Genomic DNA, 19,807 nt, shown 5'->3' on the forward strand with positions numbered 1-19,807 from the left:
GCCGGCAGCCGCCTCTTGCAGCTGGCCGACGCCGTGCTGCCGCAGATCGAGGCGGCCGAGCGCGACGTGGCGCGGCTGGTGCAGGGCCAGGGCGGGCAGCTGCGCATCGCCGTGGAGTGCCACACCTGCTTCGACTGGCTGATGCCGGCCATGGATGCCTTTCGCGCCCGCTGGCCCGAGGTGGAGCTGGACATCGTCAGCGGCTTTCACGCCGACCCGGTGGGCCTGCTGCACCAGGGCCGGGCGGACGTGGCCATCGTCTCGGAGGTGGACGCGGGCGATGCGGCCGCCGTCGATCACCACCCGCTGTTCGCCTTCGAGATCCGCGCCCTGCTGGCGCACGGCCATGCGCTGCTGGCAAGGCCCTACCTGGAAGCACAGGACTTTGCCGACCAGACGCTGATCACCTACCCCGTGCCCGACGAGATGCTGGACCTGGTGCGCCAGGTGCTGGAGCCCGCCGGCGTGCGCCCGCCTCGGCGCACGACCGAGCTCACCGTGGCCATGCTGCAGCTGGTGGCCAGCGGCCGGGGCGTGGCGGCCCTGCCGGTGTGGGCGGTGCAGGGCTATGTGGAGCGTGGCTACGTGCAGGCCCGGCCCATCGGCGCGCACGGCCTGCGCGGCGAGCTGCACGCGGCCTGCCTGCCGCAGCTGTCGGCCAAGCCGTGGCTGCAGGACTTCGTGGCGGTGACGCGCGAGACGAGTTTCGTCACGCTCAAGGGGGTGGAGCTGTTGTAGCTCCGGTCATGTCCCGATGGCATCCTGCCGATCGAGCCGGTCGAGGATGGCCAGCGCCTGAGCCGCGTCGGCGCCCGCCGCCAGCGTCCGAAAGCGTGCTTCCGTATCGAAGGCTGCGATCGCCTGCACGCTCAATTCTTCCATCAGCTTGTTGATGCTTAGGCCTCGGCTGCGGGCCAGGGATTTCAAACGCTGCGCCGTGTCTTCGGGCAGGCGGATGGTCAGGGTGCTCATGGCAGTTCCTCCAGGTATTGAGCGGGGGTGAGGATGCGCAGATGTGGCCATGCCAACTCGCCCCGGCGCAGGTCGCGCACGTTGTGCGTCACGACGGCTTGGGCGCCACCGGCCACCGCCAGCTCGATCAAGTGGTTGTCGCCCTCGTCGCCCAGGTTGGGGCGCCAGCCGAAATAAACATGCACCCAGCGGCCGGCCTGCGCCAACGCAGCCAGTACCTGACTGCGCTCCTGGGCGGTGGTGGCTGGCGTCCAGACGTCGCGCCCCAGCAAATCCTCGTATTCCTGCCATAGCGCGTTACCGAACAAAGGCACGACATGGCCTTGGAGTACGCGGCGCAGCACCTGCCGCGAGGCACCCCCTCCCGAGCGCAGGGCCGAGACGAAAACATTGGTGTCCAGGACGATCTCGCGCATGTGTCTGATGCTAGCGCATGTGCAGTCATTTCTAAATTTTGTCCTGCAAGCGCTGGTGGCGGATTTCGTCCAGATGGCGGCGTTCTAGCGGTAGCGCTGCTCCAGCGCATCCCACCCCGGCTTGCCCACCAGCCGCTGGCGCTCGGCAAACGGCGCGACCAGGGCCGGGTCTTCGCGCACCTCGCGCGTGTCCCGCAGCGTGGCCAGCACCTTTTGCATGCCGGCCAGCGCCCCTTGCAGCGCGGCGTTGGCGTACAGCACGAAGCCGTAGCCCAGCGCGCCCAGCTCATCGGCGCCCACGATGGGCGTCTTGCCGCCGATGACCATGTTCATGAGTTGCGGCGTGGCCAGGCGTTGCGGCAGGGCGCGCACTTCGGAGGCAGAGGTCACGGCCTCGACGAACAGGACGTCGGCGCCCGCCTCGGCGTAGGCTTGGGCCCGCTCCACGGCGGCGTCAAAGCCGTGGATGGCGGCGGCGTCGGTGCGCGCCATGATGAGCAGGTCGCCGTCGCGCCGGGCGTCGCAGGCGGCGCGGATCTTGCCGACCATCTCGCTTGCCTCCACCACGTCCTTGCCGCTGAAGTGGCCGCAGCGTTTGGGGCTGACCTGGTCTTCGAGCTGGATGCAGTCGGCGCCGGCGCGCTCCAGCGTGCGCACGGCGTGGTAGGTGTTCAGCGCGTTGCCAAAGCCGGTGTCGGCATCGACGATCAGCGGCAGCTCCACCGCATCGCGGATGCGCGCGGTGTGGTCGGCAATATCGGCCAGGCCCATGAAGCCCTGGTCGGGCAGGCCCAGCCACATGTTGGTCACGCCGGCGCCGGTGACGTAGATCGCCTCGAAGCCCATGTCGGCCACCACGCGGGCCGAGAGGGCGTTGAACGCGCCGGGGACGAGGACGCCGCGGCGCTGGGCCGCCAGCGCGCGCAGCTGTTGCTTGGTGTTCATAAGGTGTCCAGAGAAATCAGAAACTGCCGGCGGGCACGCGCACCCAGCCTTCCATCAGGATGCGGGCGCTGCGGCTCATGACGGCCTTGCGGGCCTGCCACTGGCCATCGGCGCCCTGCTGCACCTCGGCGCCCACGCGCAGCGTGCCGCTGGGGTGGCCCAGGCGGACGTGGGTGCGCGGCGAGCCGCCCGCCGCCTGGCAGACCAGCGTGCCGGGAATGGCCGCCGCGGTGGCAATCGCCACGGCGGCCGTGCCCATCATGGCGTGGTGCAGCCGGCCCATGGACAGGGCGCGCACCAGCACGTCCACGTCCTCGGCGGCGACCTGCCGGCCGCTGGACGCGGTGTAGCCGGCAGGTGGCGCGACGAAGGCGATCTTGGGCGTGTGCTGGCGGCGCGCAGCGTCGGCGACATGGTCGATCAGGCCCATGCGCACGGCGGCGTGGGCGCGGATGGCCTCCAGCCGCGCCAGCGCCGCCGCGTCGCCGTTGATGGCCGGTTGCAGCTCGGTGCCGGTGTAGCCCAGCTCGTGCGCGTTCAGGATGGCGGTGGGGATGCCGGCGTTGACGAAGCTGGCGGCGAAGCGGCCGATGCCGGGCACGTCGAGCACGTCCTGTGCGTTGCCGGTGGGCAGCACGGCACCGCCGCTGCCTTCCTCGTCGGGCGCGGGGTCGAGGAATTCGAGCACGATCTCGGCGGCCGGGAAGGCCACGCCGTCCAGGACAAAGTCGCCCGCCTCTTGCACCTGCCCGCCTTGCACGGGCACGTGGGCCATGATGGTCTTGGCCGTATTGGCCTGCCAGATGCGCACGGTGCAGACGCCGTCCTGCGGCAAGTGCTCCGGCGGCATCAGGCCGGCGTGCAGGGCGAAGGCGGCGGCGGCGGCCGTGAGGTTGCCGCAATTGCCCGACCAATCGACAAAGTCGTCCTCGATGGCGACCTGGCCGTAGAGATAGTCCACGTCGTGGTCGGCCCGCGTGCTGCGGCTCAGGATCACGCACTTGCTGGTGCTGGACGTGGCGCCGCCCAGGCCGTCCACCTGCTTGACGTAGGGGTCGGGGCTGCCGATCACGCGCTGCAAGAAGCGGTCGCGCGCGCGGCCGGGCTGGTGGCAGGCGAGGGGCAGGTCTTCCAGGCGGAAGAACACGCCCTTGCTGGTGCCCCCGCGCATGTACGTGGCGGGGATGCGCAATGCAGTGTTGTTGCTCATTTATTAATAGCTGTTGGCGTTTGATGGGTGGGCGCTGGAGGCTGATTTTGTTTGAATCTTGCGCACGGCAGAGCGTGCCAGGAAGTCCTGCGCAAAGCGTTGCAGCACGCCGCCGGCTTCATACACCGCCACCTCGTCCGCCGTGTCCAGCCGGCAGCGCACCGGCACGCGCTGCACATCGCCGTCGCGCCGGCGTACCAGCAGTTCAAGCGTGCCGCCCGCCTGCGCATCGCCCTGCACGTCGAACACCTCCGTGCCGTCCAGCCCCAGCGTGTGCCGCGTGGTGCCGGGCAGAAACTCCGCCGGCAGCACGCCCATGCCGATCAGATTGGTGCGGTGGATGCGCTCGAAGCCCTCGGCCACGACCACCTCCACGCCCGCCAACCGCACGCCCTTGGCCGCCCAGTCGCGGCTCGACCCCTGCCCGTAGTCGGCGCCGGCAATGATGATGAGTGGCTGGCGGCGCGAAAGATAAGTCTCGATGGCCTCCCACATGCGCATGACCTGGCCGTCCGGCTCGACGCGGGCGAGCGAGCCGGCGCGCACCTTGCCCGCCTCGTCACGCACCATTTCGTTCTGCAGTGTCGGGTTGGCGAAGGTGGCGCGCATGGCCGTCAGGTGGTCGCCGCGGTGCGTGGCGTAGGAGTTGAAATCCTTCTCGGGCAGGCCCATGCGCGCCAGGTATTCGCCGGCGGCGCTATCCGCCAGGATGGCGTTGGAGGGCGACAGGTGGTCGGTGGTGATGTTGTCCGGCAGGATGGCCAGCGGGCGCAGGCCCCGCAGCGCGCGCGGGTGCGCGGCCAGGGCACCCAGGCCTTCGGTGTCCCAATAAGGCGGGCGCCGGATGTAGGTGGACTGGGGGCGCCAGGCGTATTGCGGCGCGGCGCGCCGGGCGCTGTCCTGGCGGATGGCGAACATGGGCTCGTACACCGCGCGGTAGTGCTCGGGCCGCACGGCGGCGGCCACCACGGCGTCGATTTCCTCATCGCTGGGCCACAGGTCGCGCAAGAGCACTTCGCGGCCATCGACGGTGGCCAGCGCATCGCGCTCGATGTCGAAGCGGATGGTGCCGGCCAGCGCGTAGGCCACAACCAGCGGCGGCGAGGCCAGGAAGGCCTGCTTCGCATACGGGTGGATGCGCCCGTCGAAGTTGCGGTTGCCCGAGAGCACGGCCGTGGTGTAGAGGTTGCGCTCCACGATCTCCTGCTGGATGGCGGGATCGAGCGCACCGCTCATGCCGTTGCAGGTGGTGCAGGCAAAGCCGACGATGCCAAAGCCCAGGGCTTGCAGGTCGGCGAGCAGGCCGGCTTCCTGCAAATACAGCTCCACCGCGCGCGAGCCGGGCGCCAGCGACGTCTTGACCCAGGGCTTGCGCTGCAGGCCCAGCCGCCGCGCATTGCGTGCCAGCAGCGCGGCGGCGATCACGTTGCGCGGGTTGCTGGTGTTGGTGCAGCTGGTGATGGCGGCAATGATCACGGCGCCGTCGGGCATCAGGCCCTGCGCTTCCTCGGCGCGGGCCTTGTCCAGTCCGACCGCGATGCCGCGCTCGGCCAGTTGTGCGGTGGGCAGGCGCCGGTGGGGGTTCGACGGGCCGGCCAGGTTGCGCTCGACGCTGGACAGGTCGAAATGCAAGACGCGCTCGTACTGCACCTGCGCCAGCGCATCCGCCCACAGGCCGGCGGCGCGGGCATAGGTGTCCACCAGTTGCACCTGCTGCTCATCGCGCCCGGTCAGGCGCAGGTACTCCAGCGTCTGCTCGTCGATGGCAAAGAGGGCGGCGGTGGCGCCGTATTCCGGGCACATGTTGGAGATGGTCGCGCGGTCGCCGATGGTCAGGGAGCGCGCACCGTCGCCGAAGAATTCCAGGTACGCGCCGACCACCTTGTGCTGGCGCAGGAATTCGGTCAGCGCCAGCACGATGTCGGTGGCGGTGATGCCCGGCTGTCGCCGCCCGGTCAGCCGCACGCCGACGATCTCGGGCAGGCGCATCCACGACGGGCGGCCCAGCATCACGGTCTCGGCCTCCAGCCCGCCCACGCCCACCGCGATCACGCCCAGCGCATCGACATGCGGCGTGTGGCTGTCCGTGCCCACGCAGGTGTCGGGGAAGACCACGCCATCCTGCACATAGGCCACGGGCGACATTTTTTCCAGGTTGATCTGGTGCATGATCCCGTTGCCCGCCGGGATCACATCGACATTGGCAAAAGCCTGCTGGCACCAGTCGATGAAGTGGAAACGGTCCTCGTTGCGCCGGTCCTCGATGGCGCGATTCTTGGCGAAGGCATCCGGCTCGTGCCCGCCGCACTCCACGGCCAGCGAGTGGTCCACGATCAGCTGCACCGGCACCACCGGGTTGACCTGCGCCGGGTCGCCCCCTTGCGCAGCAATCGCGTCGCGCAGGCCGGCCAGATCGACCAGCGCCGTCTGTCCCAGGATGTCGTGGCAGACCACGCGCACTGGCCACCACGGAAAGTCGGCATCGCGCCGGCGCTCGATCAGCTGGCGCAGGTAGCCATTCAGATGTGCGGCATCGGCGCGGCGCACCAGGTTTTCCGCGTGCACGCGGGCGGTGTAGGGCAGGCCGGCCCAGGCGCCCGGCGCCAGGTCTTCGACGGCGGCGCGCGCGTCGTAGTAGTGCAGGGCGGTGCCGGGCAGGGGCTTGCGGTAGGGGTTGTCGTTCATCATGGGCAGAGGGCTTCGCGCGGTCACAGGCGTTCGTCGATCGGCACGAAGCGCTGCTTCTCCGGCCCAATGTAGTTGGCACTCGGGCGGATGATCTTGTTGTCGATGCGCTGCTCGATCACGTGCGCCGCCCAGCCGCTGGTGCGGGCGATGACGAACAGCGGCGTGAACATGGCGGTGGGCACCTGCATCATGTGAAAGCTCACGGCGCTGAACCAGTCCAGGTTGGGGAACATGCGTTTTTCCTGCCACATGACGGCCTCCAGCCGCTCGGCGATGCCGTACATCTTCATCGAGCCGGCCTCCTCGGACAGGCGCCGCGCCACGCCCTTGATGACGACGTTGCGCGGGTCGCTCACCGTATAGACCGGGTGGCCGAAGCCGATCACCACCTCCTTGTTCTGCACGCGCCGGCGGATGTCGGCTTCCGCCTCGTCCGGGTTGTCATAGCGCTTTTGCACCTCGAACGCCACCTCGTTGGCCCCGCCGTGCTTGGGGCCGCGCAGCGCGCCGATGGCACCGGCGATGGCCGAGTACACGTCGCTGCCCGTGCCGGCGATGACCCGCGCGGTGAAGGTGGAGGCGTTGAACTCGTGCTCGGCGTACAGGTTCAGCGAGGTGTGCATGGCGCGCACCCAGCTGCCTGGCGCTCGCGCACCGTGCAGCAGGTGCAGGAAGTGCCCGCCGATGGAATCGTCATCGGTCTCCACCTCGATGCGCCGGCCGCCGTTGCTGAAGTGCCACCAGTACAGCAGCATGGAACCCAGGCAGGCCATCAGCCGGTCGGCGATGTCGCGGCTGCCGGGCAGGCTGTGGCCGTCTTTTTCGGGCAGCGCGCAGCCCAGGGCGGATACGCCGGTGCGCATCACGTCCATCGGGTGGCTGGCGGCGGGCAGCTGCTCCAGCGCGGCCTTGACGCTCCCCGGCAGGCCGCGCAGGGCGCGCAGCTTGGCCTTGTAGGCGGCCAGTTCGGCGCGCGTGGGCAGCTTGCCGTGCACCAAGAGGTGGGCGACTTCCTCGAACTCGCACACCTCTGCGATGTCCAGGATGTCGTAGCCGCGGTAGTGCAGGTCGTTGCCGGTGCGGCCCACGGTGCACAGGGCGGTGTTGCCCGCGGCGACGCCCGACAGGGCGACGGATTTCTTCGGTTTCCAGGCAATCGGCTGAGCCGCGGTATGGGACTGCCCACTGGGGGAGGGATTCAGGACGGCACTCATGGGTTCAGGTTCTCCGGTGCAAAAAAAGGGCGGCAGGGGTTGCCGCTGTTCGCAATCTACGCACAATGGCGTCCTGGCATAAGTCCTGAAATGGCGTGGAAAAGCGAAGCCTGCTGCGGAGTTTTGCGAATTCTGCAAATAATTCTTATGAAAAAGACCTTCATGGGTATGCGCCTGCGCCGTTTGCGTGAAGAGCGCGGCCTGACCCAAGTGGCGCTGGCGCGGGCGCTGGGCCTATCGGCCAGCTACCTGAACCAGCTCGAGCAAAACCAGCGACCGCTCACCGTACCGGTGCTGCTGAAGATCAATGCCGCGTTCGGCGTCGATGTGCAGCACTTCTCCGAGGACGATGAGGCACGTCTGGTGGCTGGACTGCGCGAGGTGTGCGCCGAACTGGCTGGCGGGGCGCCGCAGGACGCCGTGTCATTGGCAGAAATCCGCGAATTGGCCGCGAACATGCCATCCGTGGCGCGCACGTTGCTCAGGCTGCACGACGGCTGGCGTGCCGCCGACGAGCGCCTGGCCGCGCTCTCCCAGCACCTGGAGGACGGGCGCGCGGGCCTGGCCGCCGGGCTGCACGCCCCGCCACCCATGGCCTTCGAGCAGGTGCGTGACTTCTTCTATTCGCAGCACAACCACATTGCGGCGCTGGACGAAGCTGCGGAAGCGCTGGCCATGGATTGGCAGTTGCCCGAGCGGGTGTGCGACATCGCCCTGGCGCAGCGTCTGGAATCGCGGCACGGCGTGCGTGTGGCCCTGCTGCCCGAGGCCGCGCCCGGGCGCGAGGGCGAAGCCGCGCTGCGCCGCTTCGATGCCCAGGCGCGGGTGCTGTATCTGGGAGCCAGTCTGCGGCCGGCGCAGCGGGCCTTCCAGATGGCGACGCAGCTGGCCTTCCTCGAGGTGGAGGAAGTGCTGCGCCGGACGGTGGCCCAGGCCGTGCAGTCGACCAGCCTGGGGAGCGATGCGGCGCAGTCGCTGGCGCGCATCGGCCTGGCCAACTACTTCGCCGGCGCGCTGCTGCTGCCCTACACGCGCTTTCTGGGCGCGGCCGAAGCACTGCACTACGACATCGAGCGGCTGGCGCAGCGCTTCGGCGTGGGGTTCGAGACCGTGTGCCACCGCCTGTCCACGCTGCAGCGCCCGGGTGCGCGCGGCGTGCCGTTCTTCTTCATCCGCGTGGACCGGGCGGGCAACATCAGCAAGCGCCAGTCGGCCACGCATTTCCACTTCAGCAAGATCGGCGGCACCTGCCCGCTGTGGAATGTGTACGAGGCCTTCGCCCAGCCCGGGCGCATCGTGCGCCAGCTGGCGCGCATGCCCGATGGCAGGTCGTACCTGTGGATCGCCCGCACCGTCACGCGCAGCGCCGGCGGCTGGGGGGCGCCGGCCAAGCAGTTCTCGGTGGCGCTGGGCTGCGACGTGCAGCACGCAGGCGCCCTGGTCTACGGGCGCGGGCTGGACCTGGGCGACCCGGCGGCCTATGTGCCGATCGGCATGGGCTGCAAGGTCTGCGAACGCACGGCCTGCCCGCAGCGGGCGTTTCCGCCGATCGGGCGGGCGTTGCAGGTCAGCGAGGACAGGAGCAGCCTGGTGCCGTATGGAACAGGGTGATGCCGGACGTCCACCATCCCGTCGCTGTCGATTCATCGGACGGTTGGAAGCTCACGACCCGCCACCCCCCTCATCCACCGAAGCGCTCCACCGATCCCCCCAGCCCCCGCGCAGCTGGTCGATATTGCGCCGGTCGCGTTTCGTCGGACGACCGTCGCGCAGCGCCGCCGCCGGCTCCGGCGCCAGCCGCCGCGCCTGCGCCGCCTGCTCGCGCGCCGCGATGCTCTCGGCGGTTTCCTCGTACAGCTGCTGCGCCACCGGCGCCGGCCCGCGCATGTTGCTCAAGGCCCGCACCACCACCGTGCGCGCCACATGGCCCTGGCGCAGCGCCACGGTATCGCCCACGCGCAGCTCGCGCGCGGCCTTGGCCGCCTGGCCGTTCACGGTGACGCGGCCGCGGCCGATCTCATCCACGGCCAAGCCGCGCGTCTTGTAGAAGCGCGCGCACCACAGCCATTTGTCCAGGCGCATGGTTTCGGTGGGAAGGGCGGTCATCTCCCTCCATTCTTGCACGCAGCGCGCGGCGGGCAAGCAGGCGATCTTCGCGATGAACCTCGACCGGTGCCGGCCGCATGGTCCATCGCAGCCGGGAGCTCTGCTCAGGCCCCGTGCGCCGTCGGCCAGCCCGCCAGGTGCTGCTGCGCAATGTCGCGCAGCGCCGTGATCCACGCCCCGTCGTCGTTCAGGCAGGGGATGTAGCGAAACTCCTTGCCGCCCGCCGCGATGAAGGCGTCGCGCGCCTCCATGCTGATCTCCTCCAGCGTCTCCAGGCAGTCGCCGGTGAAGCCGGGGCACATCACGTCCACCCGGCCCACGCCCGCCTGCGCCAGGCCGACCAGGGTGGGCTCGGTGTAGGGCTCGAGCCAGCGCGCGCGGCCGAAGCGCGACTGGAAGGTGACGATGTACTGGGCTTCCTGCAAACCCAGTGCTTCGGCCAGCAGCCGCGCGGTGGTGCGGCATTGCGCGGCGTACGGGTCGCCCAGGCGCACGTTGCGCTCGGGGATGCCGTGGAAGCTCATCACCAGCCGCTCGCCCGGCCCGCCTTCTCGCTGCCAGTGCGCACGCACGCTCGCCGCCAGCGCCGCGATGTAGCCCGGGTGGTCGTGGTAGCCGTTCACGAAGCGCAGCTCGGGGTAATGGCGCGCTCCGCGCACCCAGCCGGCCGTGGCGTCGAACAGGCTGGCCGTGGTCGTGCTCGAATACTGAGGGTACAGCGGCAGCACCAGCACCCGCTCCACGCCGCTGTCCTTGAGCGCCTGCAGCTGGGCGGGGATGGAAGGCCCGCCGTAGCGCATGGCGTGCAGCACGCGCACGCTGTGGCCGGCCTCGCCCAGCCAGCCGCGCAGCAGCACCGCCTGGCGCGCCGTCCACAGCGCCAGCGGCGAGCCCTCCGGCGTCCAGATGCTGGCGTACTTGGCGGCCGAGCTGCGCGGGCGCAGGCGCAGGATGAGGCCATACAGGATCGGTAGCCACAGCAGGCGGGGGATCTCCACCACGCGCGGATCGCCCAGGAACTGGGCCAGGTAACGCCGCACCGCCGCGGTCGTCGGAGCGTCGGGGGTGCCGAGGTTGCACAGCAGAACCGCGGTGCGGGGGGCTTGTTGGATGGCAGGCATGGAGCGCGATTGTGACGGCTCGCCAATGCCGGAGCCTGCGCCCCGGTTCTGGCGTGGCAACGGTCAGAAATTGGAAGGGGCCGGGGCCGCCCGGCTGCAGCGCGCGGGCACATAGGCACGCCAGTGCAGGGTCAGCGCCGGGGCCTGCGCGTCGTGGGGCCAGGGCAGCTGCCACTGGCCGCGGTGCTCCTGCAGGGCGGCCAAGACGGTGGGATCGCCCAGCGGGGCGGGCGGCGCCGGCGCCTCATCGTCTTCGCGCAGCCACAGCGCGCCCCCGTGCAGCAGCCGCTGCGGCGTCACCCAGGGTGAGAAGCGCGCGTCGCCGGTGACCAGCACCGAAGGCCGCTGCGCCAAGGGCACGGCCACCAGCCCCGCGAGCCAATAGTTGCCCGCGACCACGTCCAGCGGGCAGTGCGAGAGCGCGTCCCAGGTGGCGGCGGCCTGTGCCGCGAGGGCGGCCTGCGGCCAGTCGGTACGCGCCGGCTTGTGGCGCAGCTGCGCCCCGAAAGCCAGGTAGCCCAGCGACAGCGCGGTGGCCAGCACCAGCCAGGCCGCGGTGCCGCGCAATACGGGCGTGCGCAGCGGCGCCACCCAGCGCCCGGGCAGCCACGCAGCCACCAGCAGCCCGCTGAAGGCCCACATCGGCATGCCCCACATGTCGCGGATGCGCAGCCCGAGCGCCAATCCCAGCAGCGTCAACAACAGCCCCGGGCCCAGCGCGAGGCACCACAGGTAGCCCGGCCACGTGGTATGCAGCGCATACCCGCGCGGGCCGCCCGTCAGCGCCGCGCCCGCCGCAGGCAGTGAGCGGCGCGCTCCCAGCGCGGCGCCCAGCAGCACCAGCAGCATCGGCAGGTGGTTCAACAGCTGGGTCGCCAGAAAACCCAGCGCAGCCAGCCGCGCACTGCTGCCGGGCGTCGCCGAGCGTTCGCCCATGTAGGTGAGCGGCAGCCAACCCGATTGCCACAGCCACTTCAGGTGCGGCGCCAGCACGGCCAGCAGCACGGCCAGCGCCAGCCACGGACCCGCCCCGCGCAGCCGCGCGCGCTGCGGCCCGAGCAGCAGGTACAGCCCCAGGCACAGTAGCAGGATGCCGATCGAGTACTTGGTCAACATGCCCAGCCCGCCCAGCAGCCCGAGCAGCAGCCAGTGGCGCGGCCGCCCTTCCTGCAGCGCGACCAGCATGGCCCAGCCGATGCCTGCCCACAGGGGCATCTGCGCGACGTTGTGGTTGAACTCCAGCGCCGGGCGCGTGTAGAAGGCGACGCCCATGGTCAGCGCGGTGCCCAGCAGCGCGCGCTGCGGCCCGAGCAGGCGCCGCCCGGTGAGCCACACGAACCCCAGCGTGGCGGCGATGCACAGCTGGCTCAGCAGGAACGGCCCCACGTTTCCGAAGGCGCGGTAAAACAGGTGCAGCACCCACGGCGCGAGTGGCGGGTGCTTGTAGTAGCCCCACTGCCACTCGCGGCCCCAGGAAATGCTCTCGACCACGTCGAAGGGCAGGCTCGACAGCAGCCGCGGCGGCAGCACCGACCACACGAGCACATACAGCAGTGCAAAGGCGAGCAACTGCTGCCATTGCGCGCGCGGCAAGGCCTCCGGCGCCGGTCCGCCGGTCGGGACAGGCCCAGGGATGGGACGGAAGCGGGCGCTCACGTACCCGCCACGTCCGGCAACGCCTTCAGCCGGTACAAGGCGTCCAGCGCCTCGCGCGGGCTCATGGCGTCCGGGTCGATGCGCGCCAGGGCTTCTTCCAGCGGGCTCGGCCCGGACGGCGGCGGCGTGGGCGGAGGGGCGAACAGGTCCACCTGCTGCTGCGCGCTGGCGGCGCGCTCCTCCAGCTGCGCAAGCACGTGGCGCGCCTGCTGTACCACGCTCGCCGGCACGCCCGCCAGCCGCGCGACCTGCACGCCGTAGCTGCGGCTGGCCGGCCCGGGCTGCAGCTCGTGCAGGAACACGATGTCGCCGCCCGACTCGGCCGCGCCGACGTGCACGTTGACGGCGTGCGCGTGGCGCGCCGCCAGCTCCGTCAGCTCGAAGTAGTGCGTGGCGAACAGCGTGAAGGCGCGCGTCCGGTCGTGCAGGTGGGTGGCGATGCTGCTGGCCAGCGCCAGGCCGTCGAGCGTGCTGGTGCCCCGGCCGATCTCGTCCATGAGCACCAACGACTGGGCGGTCGCGCCGTGCAGGATCTGCGCCGCCTCGGTCATCTCCAGCATGAAGGTCGATTGGGCATTCGCCAGGTCGTCGGCCGCGCCGATGCGCGTGTGGATGGCGTCGATCGGCCCGAGCCGGCAGCGGGTCGCGGGAACGTGGCTGCCCATGCTTGCCAGCAGCACGATCAGCGCCACCTGCCGCATGTAGGTGGACTTGCCGCCCATGTTGGGCCCGGTGATGATCTGCATGCGCGTGTTGGCGTTCAGGCGCGTGTGGTTGGCGATGAAGGCGCCGCGGCTGGTCTCCGCCAGGCGCGCCTCGACCACCGGGTGGCGCCCGCCCTCGATCTCGATGCAGGGCTCGGGCACGAACTGCGGGGCGCACCAGCCGAGCGTGTGCGCCCGCTCCGCCAGGCAGCACAGCGCATCGAGCGCAGCGAGCGCCTGCGCCACGCGCGCCAGCGCCGCGACGTGCGGCTGCAGCTGCGCCAGCACCTGTTCGTAGAGCCACTTCTCGCGCGCCAGCGCCCGCTCCTGTGCCGACAGTGCCTTGTCCTCGAAGGCCTTGAGTTCGGGCGTGATGTAGCGTTCGGCGTTCTTGAGCGTTTGGCGCCGGCGCCACTCGGCCGGCACCTTGTCGGCGTGGCTGCTCGTCACCTCGATGTAGAAGCCATGCACCTTGTTGAACTGCACGCGCAGGTTCGGGATGCCGGTGCGCTCGCGCTCGCGCGCCTCCAGCTCCAGCAGGAACTCGTCGCAGTGGTCGCGGATGCCGCGCAATTCGTCCAGTTCGGCATCGAAGCCCTCGGCGATCACGCCGCCGTCGCGCAGCAAGGCCGCAGGCTCGGGGGCGATCGCCGCATCCAGCAGCGCCACGCAGTCCGGCGGCGGCACCAGGGCGCCGAACAGCTCGGCGAGGAACGGGTCCGCACCGGCCTCGAAAGAGGCGAGGGCCTGCGCCTTGCGCAGCGTGGCCGCCAGGGCCACCAGCTCGCGCGGGCGCACCTGAGCGAGGGCGATGCGCGCGCCGATGCGCTCCACGTCGCACACGCCGCGCAGCTCCTCGCGCAGCAGCCGCCAGGGCCGCAGCGGACTCCCGCCCGCCGCCTCGCCACCACCACGCAGCGCCGTGGTGGCTGCCAGGCGCCGGCGTGCCTCGCTGCGGTCGCGCCGCGGCTCCAGCAGCCACGAGCGCAGCAGGCGGCTGCCCATGCCCGTCATGCAGGTGTCCAGGAGCGAGAACAGCGTGGGCGCCTCCTCGCCGCGCAGCGTGCGCGTCAGCTCCAGGTTGCGCCGCGTGGCCGGCGGCAGCTCGATCAGCTCGTCCGCGCGCTGCACGCGCAGCTCGCGCACGTGCGTGAGCGCCTGGCCCTGCGTATGTTCGGCGTAGTGCAGCAGCGCCGCGGCCGCGGCATGCGCCAGCGGCAGCTCGGCCGCGCCCCAGGCCTCCAGGCTGGCCGCGCCCAGGTGTTCGAGCAGCGTGCGCTCGCCCAGGCCGGCATCGAATTGCCAATCGGGCCGCCCGCAGGTGGGGCAGGTCAGCTGCCCGCCGCGGCGCAGTCCCGCCAGCGCCTCGGCCAGCGCCGGTGCTGCCGTGCTGGCGTGGACCAGCTCGCTGGGCGCGATGCGCGCCAGCCAGCCGGGCAGCCCGTCCTCGGCGCATTCCGCCAGGTGCACGACGCCCTGCGTCACGCTCATCCACGCCAGCCCCAGCCGCCGGCGCGCGCCCTGGTGCACTGCCAGCAGCATCGCCTCGCTGCGGTCCGGCAGCAGCGCGCTGTCCGTGAGCGTGCCGGGCGTGACCACGCGCACCACCTTGCGCTCCACCGGTCCCTTGCCGGCGCCGACCTCGCCCACCTGCTCGGCGATGGCCACCGACTCGCCCAGCCGGATCAACCGCCCCAGGTGTTGCTCCAGCGCGTGGTAGGGCACGCCCGCCATGGTCACCGGCTGCCCGGCGGACTGGCCGCGCTGCGTGAGCGTCAGGTCGAGCAGTTGCGCCGCGCGCTCCGCGTCCTCGTAGAAAAGTTCGTAGAAGTCGCCCATCCGGTACAGCAGCAGCGTGTCCGGATACCCGGCCTTGAGCGCCAGGTACTGGGCCATCATGGGCGTGTGCTGGGAGAGGTCGTCGATAAGGGGGGCGGTCACGGCAGGGTCGGGGAGGTCGGGAAGGCGGCGCAGGGAGCGCCGCAGATTGTGTCACTGCAGCGCGCGCAGCGGCCAATGCGGAAGTTCAGAATATAAAAAGACAAAAACAATCTGTCAGGTTATAATATCGGTCGTTCCCTCGCCGGGCGCGCTCCGCTGCAGGGCGGCTCCGCGGCCTTTTTCGGGAACGATCACTGCGTGCTCCCCGGTGCACGGCGCGCAGCACGCACGGCCTGTCGCCTGCCCCCCGCGGGGCATCCGGTGGCGGAGACCCTTTTTTTCAGTTTCATGGCGACGCCCTGCGCGGTTGCCTGGAAGCTTTTTCCCGGGGCCAGTCCCCGCAGAGGACGGACCCACGCCGCCGGCCGGCAGCAGGCATTTCGCCTGCGCTGGCGGTCCGTCCAGTGTCCCATTCAACCAAAGGAGTCCCATGTCCAAGGAAGACCTCATTGAAATGCAAGGCGTCGTCGACGAAGTGCTGCCCGACACGCGCTACCGCGTCACGCTGGAAAACGGCCACACCCTGACCGCCTACTCGGGCGGCAAGATGCGCAAGCACCGCATCCGCGTCATCGCCGGAGATCGTGTCACGCTGGAGATGTCGCCCTACGACCTGAACAAGGGGCGGATCACTTTCCGCCACATCGAAAACCGCGGCCGCCCCGGCCCGCGTCCCGGCCAGCGCCGCCGCTGAGGCCAGGCGCCCGCGCTGCCGGCGCGCCTCTCAGGCCGGCACCACCCGGTTCTTGCCGCTGCGCTTGGCCAGATACATGGCCTGGTCCGCCCGGCGCAGGGCATCCGGGCCATCGCTTTCCTCCCTGACCTGGGCGACCCCCGCGCTGAAGGTGATCAGCACGCGCTCGTCGTCCTTCAGGAAGTAGCGCTTGGTCAGCTCGCGCTGCAGGCGCTGCATGACCCGCACGCCATCCTCCACCTCCGTGTCCGGCAGCAGGATCACGAACTCCTCGCCTCCGTAGCGCGCCAGCTGGTCCTGTGGACGCAGCACCTGGCGCGCCACTTCGGCCAGGTGCACCAGGGCCTCGTCGCCGGTGGCGTGCCCGAGGCGGTCATTCAGCGCCTTGAAATTGTCGAGATCGAGCAGGGCCACGCACAGGGGCGTTTCCTGGCGGCTCGAGCGGGCCATCTCGCGCGCCAGCGCCTCGTCCAGGCCCTTGCGATTGAGCGAGCCCGTGAGCGGATCGTGCCGCGCCTGGGCGCTGGCCCGGTCCAGCTCCTGGCGCAGCTGGTCGATCTCCGCGTGCCGCGCCTCGGCGTGTTCGCGCTGGTCCTGCAGCTCGCCGTGCGTGACGCGACTCGCCAGCGCCATGGCGCGCGCTGCATTCACCGCCTCCTCCAGCACCGGCGTGATGTCGTAGAGCTGGGTAGCGCGGCTGATGCGCTCGGCACACTGCTCGAGCTGGCCCTGGTAATTGCTGCTGGAGGCGTCCAGCTCCGCCAGGCGCTCGATGAAGGTCGTGAGCAGCGCGCGCATCTGCGCCTGCGCCTGGTCGAGGCGGGCCTTGGCTTCGCCCTGCTTGAAGACCACGTCCTTGAGTCGATGCTCCAGTTCGTCGAGCCGCCGCAGGTTCAGGGGCGGCGTGGATGCGCTCAGCAGCGCCTCCACCTGGCCCTGCACCCAGGCATCGTCGGTGCTCAGCAGGGCGATGTTCTCGAACACCAGGCGCAGCAGGGCCAGCAGGCTGGCGCGCACGGCCGCCTGGTCCTGGGCGGCAAAGGACAGCCGATGGCTCAGGTCGGCCAGCAGGCGCTCGGTCGCGGCCGTCTCCGGATCGGGGCCGCGCAGGCGGTCCACCAGCTCCTGGCCCATGCCGAGCAGGCGGGCGTCGTCCTCGCCGGCGGCCGTCAAGGCATTCTCGACCAGCCGCGCGAGCATCTCCGTCAGGCGCGGCGGGAGCGTGCGCCCGTCCGCCACCTCCTCGCGCACCGCCGGCGTGGCGACGGCGGCACCCTGCAGTCCCAGGTTCGCATAGCCCACCAGCGTGCTCTGCAGCAGAGCCCAGCTCTGCTCGGCAATGGCGTTTTCCAGCTGGTCGAGCAGGCGCCGCTGCGCCGGTGTCTGGGCGGGCAGCACGCGCGTGATGGCGCGCAGCGGCGCCGCAGGGAAGGGCGGGGCGCTCGGGGTGTCGGCGATTTCGTCGTAAAGCGCCCGGTAGTTCTCGGGCGTCGGACTCAGGCGACGCGCCGCCAGCTGCTTGAGCGTCTCTCGGGCGATCTCGGAAGGGGTTCGGGGTGCGGCCATCGGCGACAGGGCGGGGATGACGGAACCCCAAAGTGTGACAGAGTGCGACCCCCTTCCGGCAGCAAGCCCCCCTTTTTAGTTGACCAGCACCAGCTTGCCCATCACCGCGCGCGAGCCCATGCGCTCGAAGGCGGCGGGCAGCTGCGACATGGGCATGGTGCGGTCGATGGCGGGCTTGACCTTCCCTTCGCCATACCACCGGGCCAGCTGCGCCATCATCGCGGCGTTGGCCTTCGGTTCGCGCTTGGCGAACTCGCCCCAGAACACGCCCACCAGCGAGGCTCCCTTGAGCAGCGGCAGGTTGAGCGGCAGCGACGGGATGGGGCCCGCGGCGAAGCCCACCACCAGGTAGCGGCCGCGCCAGGCGATGGAGCGAAACGCCGGCTCTGCCAGATCGCCGCCCACCGGGTCGTACACCACGTCCGGCCCCTTGCCCTCGGTCAGCGCCTTGAGGGCGCCGCGCAGGTCCTCCTGGCTGTAGTCGATCACCGCATCCGCGCCGAGCCTGAGGCACAGCTCGCACTTCTCGCGGCTCGATGCAGCAGCGATCACGCGCGCGCCCGCGGCCTTGGCGATCTGGATGGCGGCGGTGCCCACGCCACCGGCGGCGCCCAGGATCAGCACGGTCTCGCCCGCCTCGAGGGCCCCGCGGTCGATCAGCGCGTGGTGCGAGGTCGCATAGGTCATGATGAAGGCGGCGGCGTCCACGTGCGGGAAACCCTCCGGCAGGGGCATGCAGCGGGCCGCCGGGGCGCAGGCGTGCGTGGCAAAGCCGCCGGTGCCGCTCAGGCAGGCGACGCTCTGGCCCGGCCGCAGGCCCTCCACGCCTTCGCCCACCGCCTGCACCACGCCCGCCCATTCGGCGCCGGGCACGAAGGGCAGCGGCGGCTTGATCTGGTACTTGTTCTGCACCATCAGCAGGTCGGGAAAATTCAGGCTGGCAGCGCGGATCTCCACCAGCACCTCGCCGGCGCCTGGAGTGGGTGTGGGCAGCTCCGTCCAGGCCAGCTGTTCCACGCCCGTCGGCTCGGTGCAAAGCCATGCATGCATCGTTCGTCTCTCCTGTGTTTGTCCATGTCGGCAGGGCACGCACGCGCAACGCGTCCCCGGGCGGGCAATGCTAGTGGCGCCACGGCGGCTGCCCTTGTCCCCTGTGCGACCGGGGGCGTTCCTGTCGGTGGCCTCCTACAATGCGCGGCAACCGCTTGCCGATCCATGAGAATCCTGATTTCCAACGACGATGGCTACCAGGCGCCCGGCATCGAGGCGCTCCACGACGCCCTCAAGGACATCGCCGATGTCGAGGTGGTCGCGCCCGAACACAACAACAGCGCCAAGTCCAACGCGCTCACGCTGCACTCGCCCCTGTACGTGCAGCGCGCCGCCAACGGCTTTCGCTACGTGAACGGCACGCCCGCCGACTGCGTGCACATCGCCCTCACCGGCCTGCTGTCGTACCGGCCCGACCTGGTGGTCTCCGGCATCAACAACGGCGCCAACATGGGCGACGACACCATCTACTCCGGCACCGTCGGTGCCGCCATGGAAGGCTACCTCTTCGGCATCCCGGCGATCGCCTTCTCGCAGGTGGACAAGGGCTGGGGCGAGATCGAGGCCGCGGCGCGCAAGGCGCGCGACATGGTCGAGCAGATGCAGCGCCACCGGCTCATCGGCCAGGCCCCCTGGCTGCTCAACGTCAACATTCCCAACATGCCCTACGAGGCGCTCAAGCCGCTGCGGCTGTGCCGCCTGGGGCGCCGCCACGCGGCCCAGCGCGTCATCGAGCAGCAGAGCCCGCGCGGCGACGTGATGTACTGGATCGGCGGGGCGGGGGCCGCCAAGGACGATGCCGAGGGCACGGACTTCCATGCCACCGCGCACGGCCACGTGGCCGTGACGCCGCTGAAGATCGACCTCACGGACCATGATGCGCTGGGGTATTGGGCGCAGACCGTGGCGCGCATTGCCGGGGGCGGCGGAGCAGGGCAATGACCCAGCGACGCCCCGGCTTTCCGGCCCGCATGGACTGGCAGCGACCGTCGCCCGGCGCTGCGCCCGCCGGTGGGCGCCAGCCGGCTGCGCCGGCCCCGGTGCCACTGGGCGTGGGGCTCGACTCGGCGGCGGTGCGCGCACGCATGGTGCAGCGCCTGGCCGCCGGCGGCATCCAGGCGCCGCAGGTGCTCCAGGCCATGAACGCCGTGGAGCGCCACCGCTTCGTCGATTCCGCCTTGGCCAACCAGGCCTACGAAGACACCAGCCTGCCGATCGGCTTGGCACAGACCATCTCCAAGCCCAGCGTGGTGGCACGCATGACCGAGCTGTTGCTGGGCGCCGAATGTGCCCGTGGCGGCGTGCTCGGGCGGGTGCTGGAGATCGGCACCGGCTGCGGCTACCAGGCGGCGGTGCTGGCGCGCGTGGCGCGCGAGGTCTACACCATCGAGCGGCTGCGCGCGCTGCACGAGAAGGCGCGCGAGCACCTGCGGCCGTTGCGGTTGGCGAACGTGCACCTGATCCTGGGTGACGGGATGCTCGGCTACGCGGCCGGCGCCCCTTATGCCGCCATCGTGGCCGGGG

The 19,807-nt window shown here is 70.7% G+C and carries 17 protein-coding genes; 5 read left to right on the forward strand and 12 right to left on the reverse strand.

What is annotated here, in order from left to right:
- A partial coding sequence (locus A612_RS03370; protein ID WP_019373181.1) for a LysR substrate-binding domain-containing protein occupies nt 1-738 on the forward strand: 738 nt, incomplete at its 5' end.
- A 6-nt stretch (nt 739-744) separates the two neighbouring features.
- Here the strand turns inward: A612_RS03370 and A612_RS03375 are convergent.
- The 6 genes from A612_RS03375 to prpC all read right to left on the reverse strand — a co-directional run bounded on the left by A612_RS03375 (nt 745) and on the right by prpC (nt 7,445).
- A complete protein-coding gene (locus A612_RS03375) occupies nt 745-972 on the reverse strand; it encodes a ribbon-helix-helix domain-containing protein (protein WP_019373182.1) in 228 nt (75 codons plus the stop codon).
- Entirely contained in the window at nt 969-1,388 is a 420-nt protein-coding gene (locus A612_RS03380) for a putative toxin-antitoxin system toxin component, PIN family (protein WP_019373183.1), read from the reverse strand. Before A612_RS03380 ends, A612_RS03375 begins: the two co-directional genes overlap by 4 nt.
- An 84-nt stretch (nt 1,389-1,472) precedes the next feature.
- Nucleotides 1,473-2,333, reverse strand: coding sequence for an isocitrate lyase/PEP mutase family protein (locus A612_RS03385; protein WP_019373185.1), 861 nt, complete (start codon nt 2,331-2,333; stop codon nt 1,473-1,475).
- A gap of 16 nt (nt 2,334-2,349) precedes the next feature.
- Nucleotides 2,350-3,543, reverse strand: a complete 1,194-nt coding sequence (gene prpF / locus A612_RS03390) for a 2-methylaconitate cis-trans isomerase PrpF (protein ID WP_019373186.1) — start codon at nt 3,541-3,543, stop codon at nt 2,350-2,352.
- Between the two features lie 3 nt (nt 3,544-3,546).
- On the reverse strand, nt 3,547-6,231 hold the full coding sequence (gene acnD / locus A612_RS03395; protein WP_019373187.1) for a Fe/S-dependent 2-methylisocitrate dehydratase AcnD: 2,685 nt from the start codon (nt 6,229-6,231) through the stop codon (nt 3,547-3,549).
- A gap of 20 nt (nt 6,232-6,251) precedes the next feature.
- Nucleotides 6,252-7,445, reverse strand: a complete 1,194-nt coding sequence (gene prpC / locus A612_RS03400) for a bifunctional 2-methylcitrate synthase/citrate synthase (protein ID WP_019373188.1) — start codon at nt 7,443-7,445, stop codon at nt 6,252-6,254.
- Nucleotides 7,446-7,592: 147 nt separating this feature from the next.
- On the opposite strand from prpC, the gene A612_RS03405 reads away from it, so the two are divergent.
- On the forward strand, nt 7,593-9,056 hold the full coding sequence (locus A612_RS03405) for a short-chain fatty acyl-CoA regulator family protein (RefSeq protein WP_019373189.1): 1,464 nt from the start codon (nt 7,593-7,595) through the stop codon (nt 9,054-9,056).
- Between the two features lie 51 nt (nt 9,057-9,107).
- On the opposite strand, the gene A612_RS03410 is transcribed toward A612_RS03405, so the two are convergent.
- The 4 genes from A612_RS03410 to mutS all read right to left on the reverse strand — a co-directional run bounded on the left by A612_RS03410 (nt 9,108) and on the right by mutS (nt 14,931).
- Nucleotides 9,108-9,551 (reverse strand): RNA-binding S4 domain-containing protein, encoded by a 444-nt coding sequence (locus tag A612_RS03410; RefSeq protein ID WP_019373190.1) that lies wholly within the window; start codon nt 9,549-9,551, stop codon nt 9,108-9,110.
- A gap of 104 nt (nt 9,552-9,655) precedes the next feature.
- Complete coding sequence (hemH, locus tag A612_RS03415) at nt 9,656-10,672, reverse strand: ferrochelatase (protein ID WP_019373191.1); 1,017 nt, start codon at nt 10,670-10,672, stop codon at nt 9,656-9,658.
- A 63-nt stretch (nt 10,673-10,735) separates the two neighbouring features.
- Nucleotides 10,736-12,265, reverse strand: a complete 1,530-nt coding sequence (locus A612_RS03420; RefSeq protein ID WP_019373192.1) for a glycosyltransferase family 39 protein — start codon at nt 12,263-12,265, stop codon at nt 10,736-10,738.
- 59 nt (nt 12,266-12,324) lie between these two features.
- Nucleotides 12,325-14,931: a DNA mismatch repair protein MutS gene (gene mutS / locus A612_RS03425; protein WP_019373193.1), complete on the reverse strand. Its 2,607-nt coding sequence runs from the start codon at nt 14,929-14,931 to the stop codon at nt 12,325-12,327.
- A 472-nt stretch (nt 14,932-15,403) separates the two neighbouring features.
- Here mutS and infA point away from each other — a divergent pair, with 472 nt between their 5' ends.
- Complete coding sequence (infA, locus tag A612_RS03430; protein ID WP_019373194.1) at nt 15,404-15,667, forward strand: translation initiation factor IF-1; 264 nt, start codon at nt 15,404-15,406, stop codon at nt 15,665-15,667.
- A 30-nt stretch (nt 15,668-15,697) separates the two neighbouring features.
- Here the strand turns inward: infA and A612_RS03435 are convergent, their stop codons facing one another.
- Both A612_RS03435 and A612_RS03440 read right to left on the reverse strand, forming a co-directional pair.
- On the reverse strand, nt 15,698-17,233 hold the full coding sequence (locus A612_RS03435) for a GGDEF domain-containing protein (RefSeq protein ID WP_019373195.1): 1,536 nt from the start codon (nt 17,231-17,233) through the stop codon (nt 15,698-15,700).
- 75 nt (nt 17,234-17,308) lie between these two features.
- Nucleotides 17,309-18,283, reverse strand: a complete 975-nt coding sequence (locus tag A612_RS03440) for an NADPH:quinone oxidoreductase family protein (RefSeq protein WP_019373196.1) — start codon at nt 18,281-18,283, stop codon at nt 17,309-17,311.
- Between the two features lie 165 nt (nt 18,284-18,448).
- Here A612_RS03440 and surE point away from each other — a divergent pair, with 165 nt between their 5' ends.
- Together surE and A612_RS03450 are read left to right on the forward strand one after the other, a co-directional pair.
- The gene (gene surE, locus A612_RS03445; protein ID WP_019373197.1) at nt 18,449-19,225 is read left to right on the forward strand and encodes a 5'/3'-nucleotidase SurE; all 777 of its coding nucleotides are present in this window, start codon (nt 18,449-18,451) and stop codon (nt 19,223-19,225) included.
- A partial coding sequence (locus A612_RS03450) for a protein-L-isoaspartate O-methyltransferase family protein (protein ID WP_040435855.1) occupies nt 19,222-19,807 on the forward strand: 586 nt, incomplete at its 3' end. The genes surE and A612_RS03450, both read left to right, overlap by 4 nt.

The organism is Melaminivora alkalimesophila (assembly GCF_000282995.1).
Classification (GTDB): Bacteria; Pseudomonadota; Gammaproteobacteria; order Burkholderiales; family Burkholderiaceae_C; genus Melaminivora; species Melaminivora alkalimesophila.

What these genes read in the sequence shown, in the direction of transcription:
- hemH (WP_019373191.1), bottom strand. Translation starts at nt 10,672, where the DNA reads ATGCCTGCCATCCAACAAGCCCCCCGCACCGCGGTTCTGCTGTGCAAC.
- surE (WP_019373197.1), top strand. Translation starts at nt 18,449, where the DNA reads ATGAGAATCCTGATTTCCAACGACGATGGCTACCAGGCGCCCGGCATC.
- acnD (WP_019373187.1), bottom strand. Translation starts at nt 6,231, where the DNA reads ATGATGAACGACAACCCCTACCGCAAGCCCCTGCCCGGCACCGCCCTG.
- A612_RS03435 (WP_019373195.1), bottom strand. Translation starts at nt 17,233, where the DNA reads ATGGCCGCACCCCGAACCCCTTCCGAGATCGCCCGAGAGACGCTCAAG.
- prpC (WP_019373188.1), bottom strand. Translation starts at nt 7,445, where the DNA reads ATGAGTGCCGTCCTGAATCCCTCCCCCAGTGGGCAGTCCCATACCGCG.
- A612_RS03440 (WP_019373196.1), bottom strand. Translation starts at nt 18,283, where the DNA reads ATGCATGCATGGCTTTGCACCGAGCCGACGGGCGTGGAACAGCTGGCC.
- prpF (WP_019373186.1), bottom strand. Translation starts at nt 3,543, where the DNA reads ATGAGCAACAACACTGCATTGCGCATCCCCGCCACGTACATGCGCGGG.
- A612_RS03405 (WP_019373189.1), top strand. Translation starts at nt 7,593, where the DNA reads ATGAAAAAGACCTTCATGGGTATGCGCCTGCGCCGTTTGCGTGAAGAG.
- mutS (WP_019373193.1), bottom strand. Translation starts at nt 14,931, where the DNA reads ATGATGGCCCAGTACCTGGCGCTCAAGGCCGGGTATCCGGACACGCTG.
- A612_RS03380 (WP_019373183.1), bottom strand. Translation starts at nt 1,388, where the DNA reads ATGCGCGAGATCGTCCTGGACACCAATGTTTTCGTCTCGGCCCTGCGC.
- A612_RS03385 (WP_019373185.1), bottom strand. Translation starts at nt 2,333, where the DNA reads ATGAACACCAAGCAACAGCTGCGCGCGCTGGCGGCCCAGCGCCGCGGC.
- infA (WP_019373194.1), top strand. Translation starts at nt 15,404, where the DNA reads ATGTCCAAGGAAGACCTCATTGAAATGCAAGGCGTCGTCGACGAAGTG.
- A612_RS03375 (WP_019373182.1), bottom strand. Translation starts at nt 972, where the DNA reads ATGAGCACCCTGACCATCCGCCTGCCCGAAGACACGGCGCAGCGTTTG.
- A612_RS03410 (WP_019373190.1), bottom strand. Translation starts at nt 9,551, where the DNA reads ATGACCGCCCTTCCCACCGAAACCATGCGCCTGGACAAATGGCTGTGG.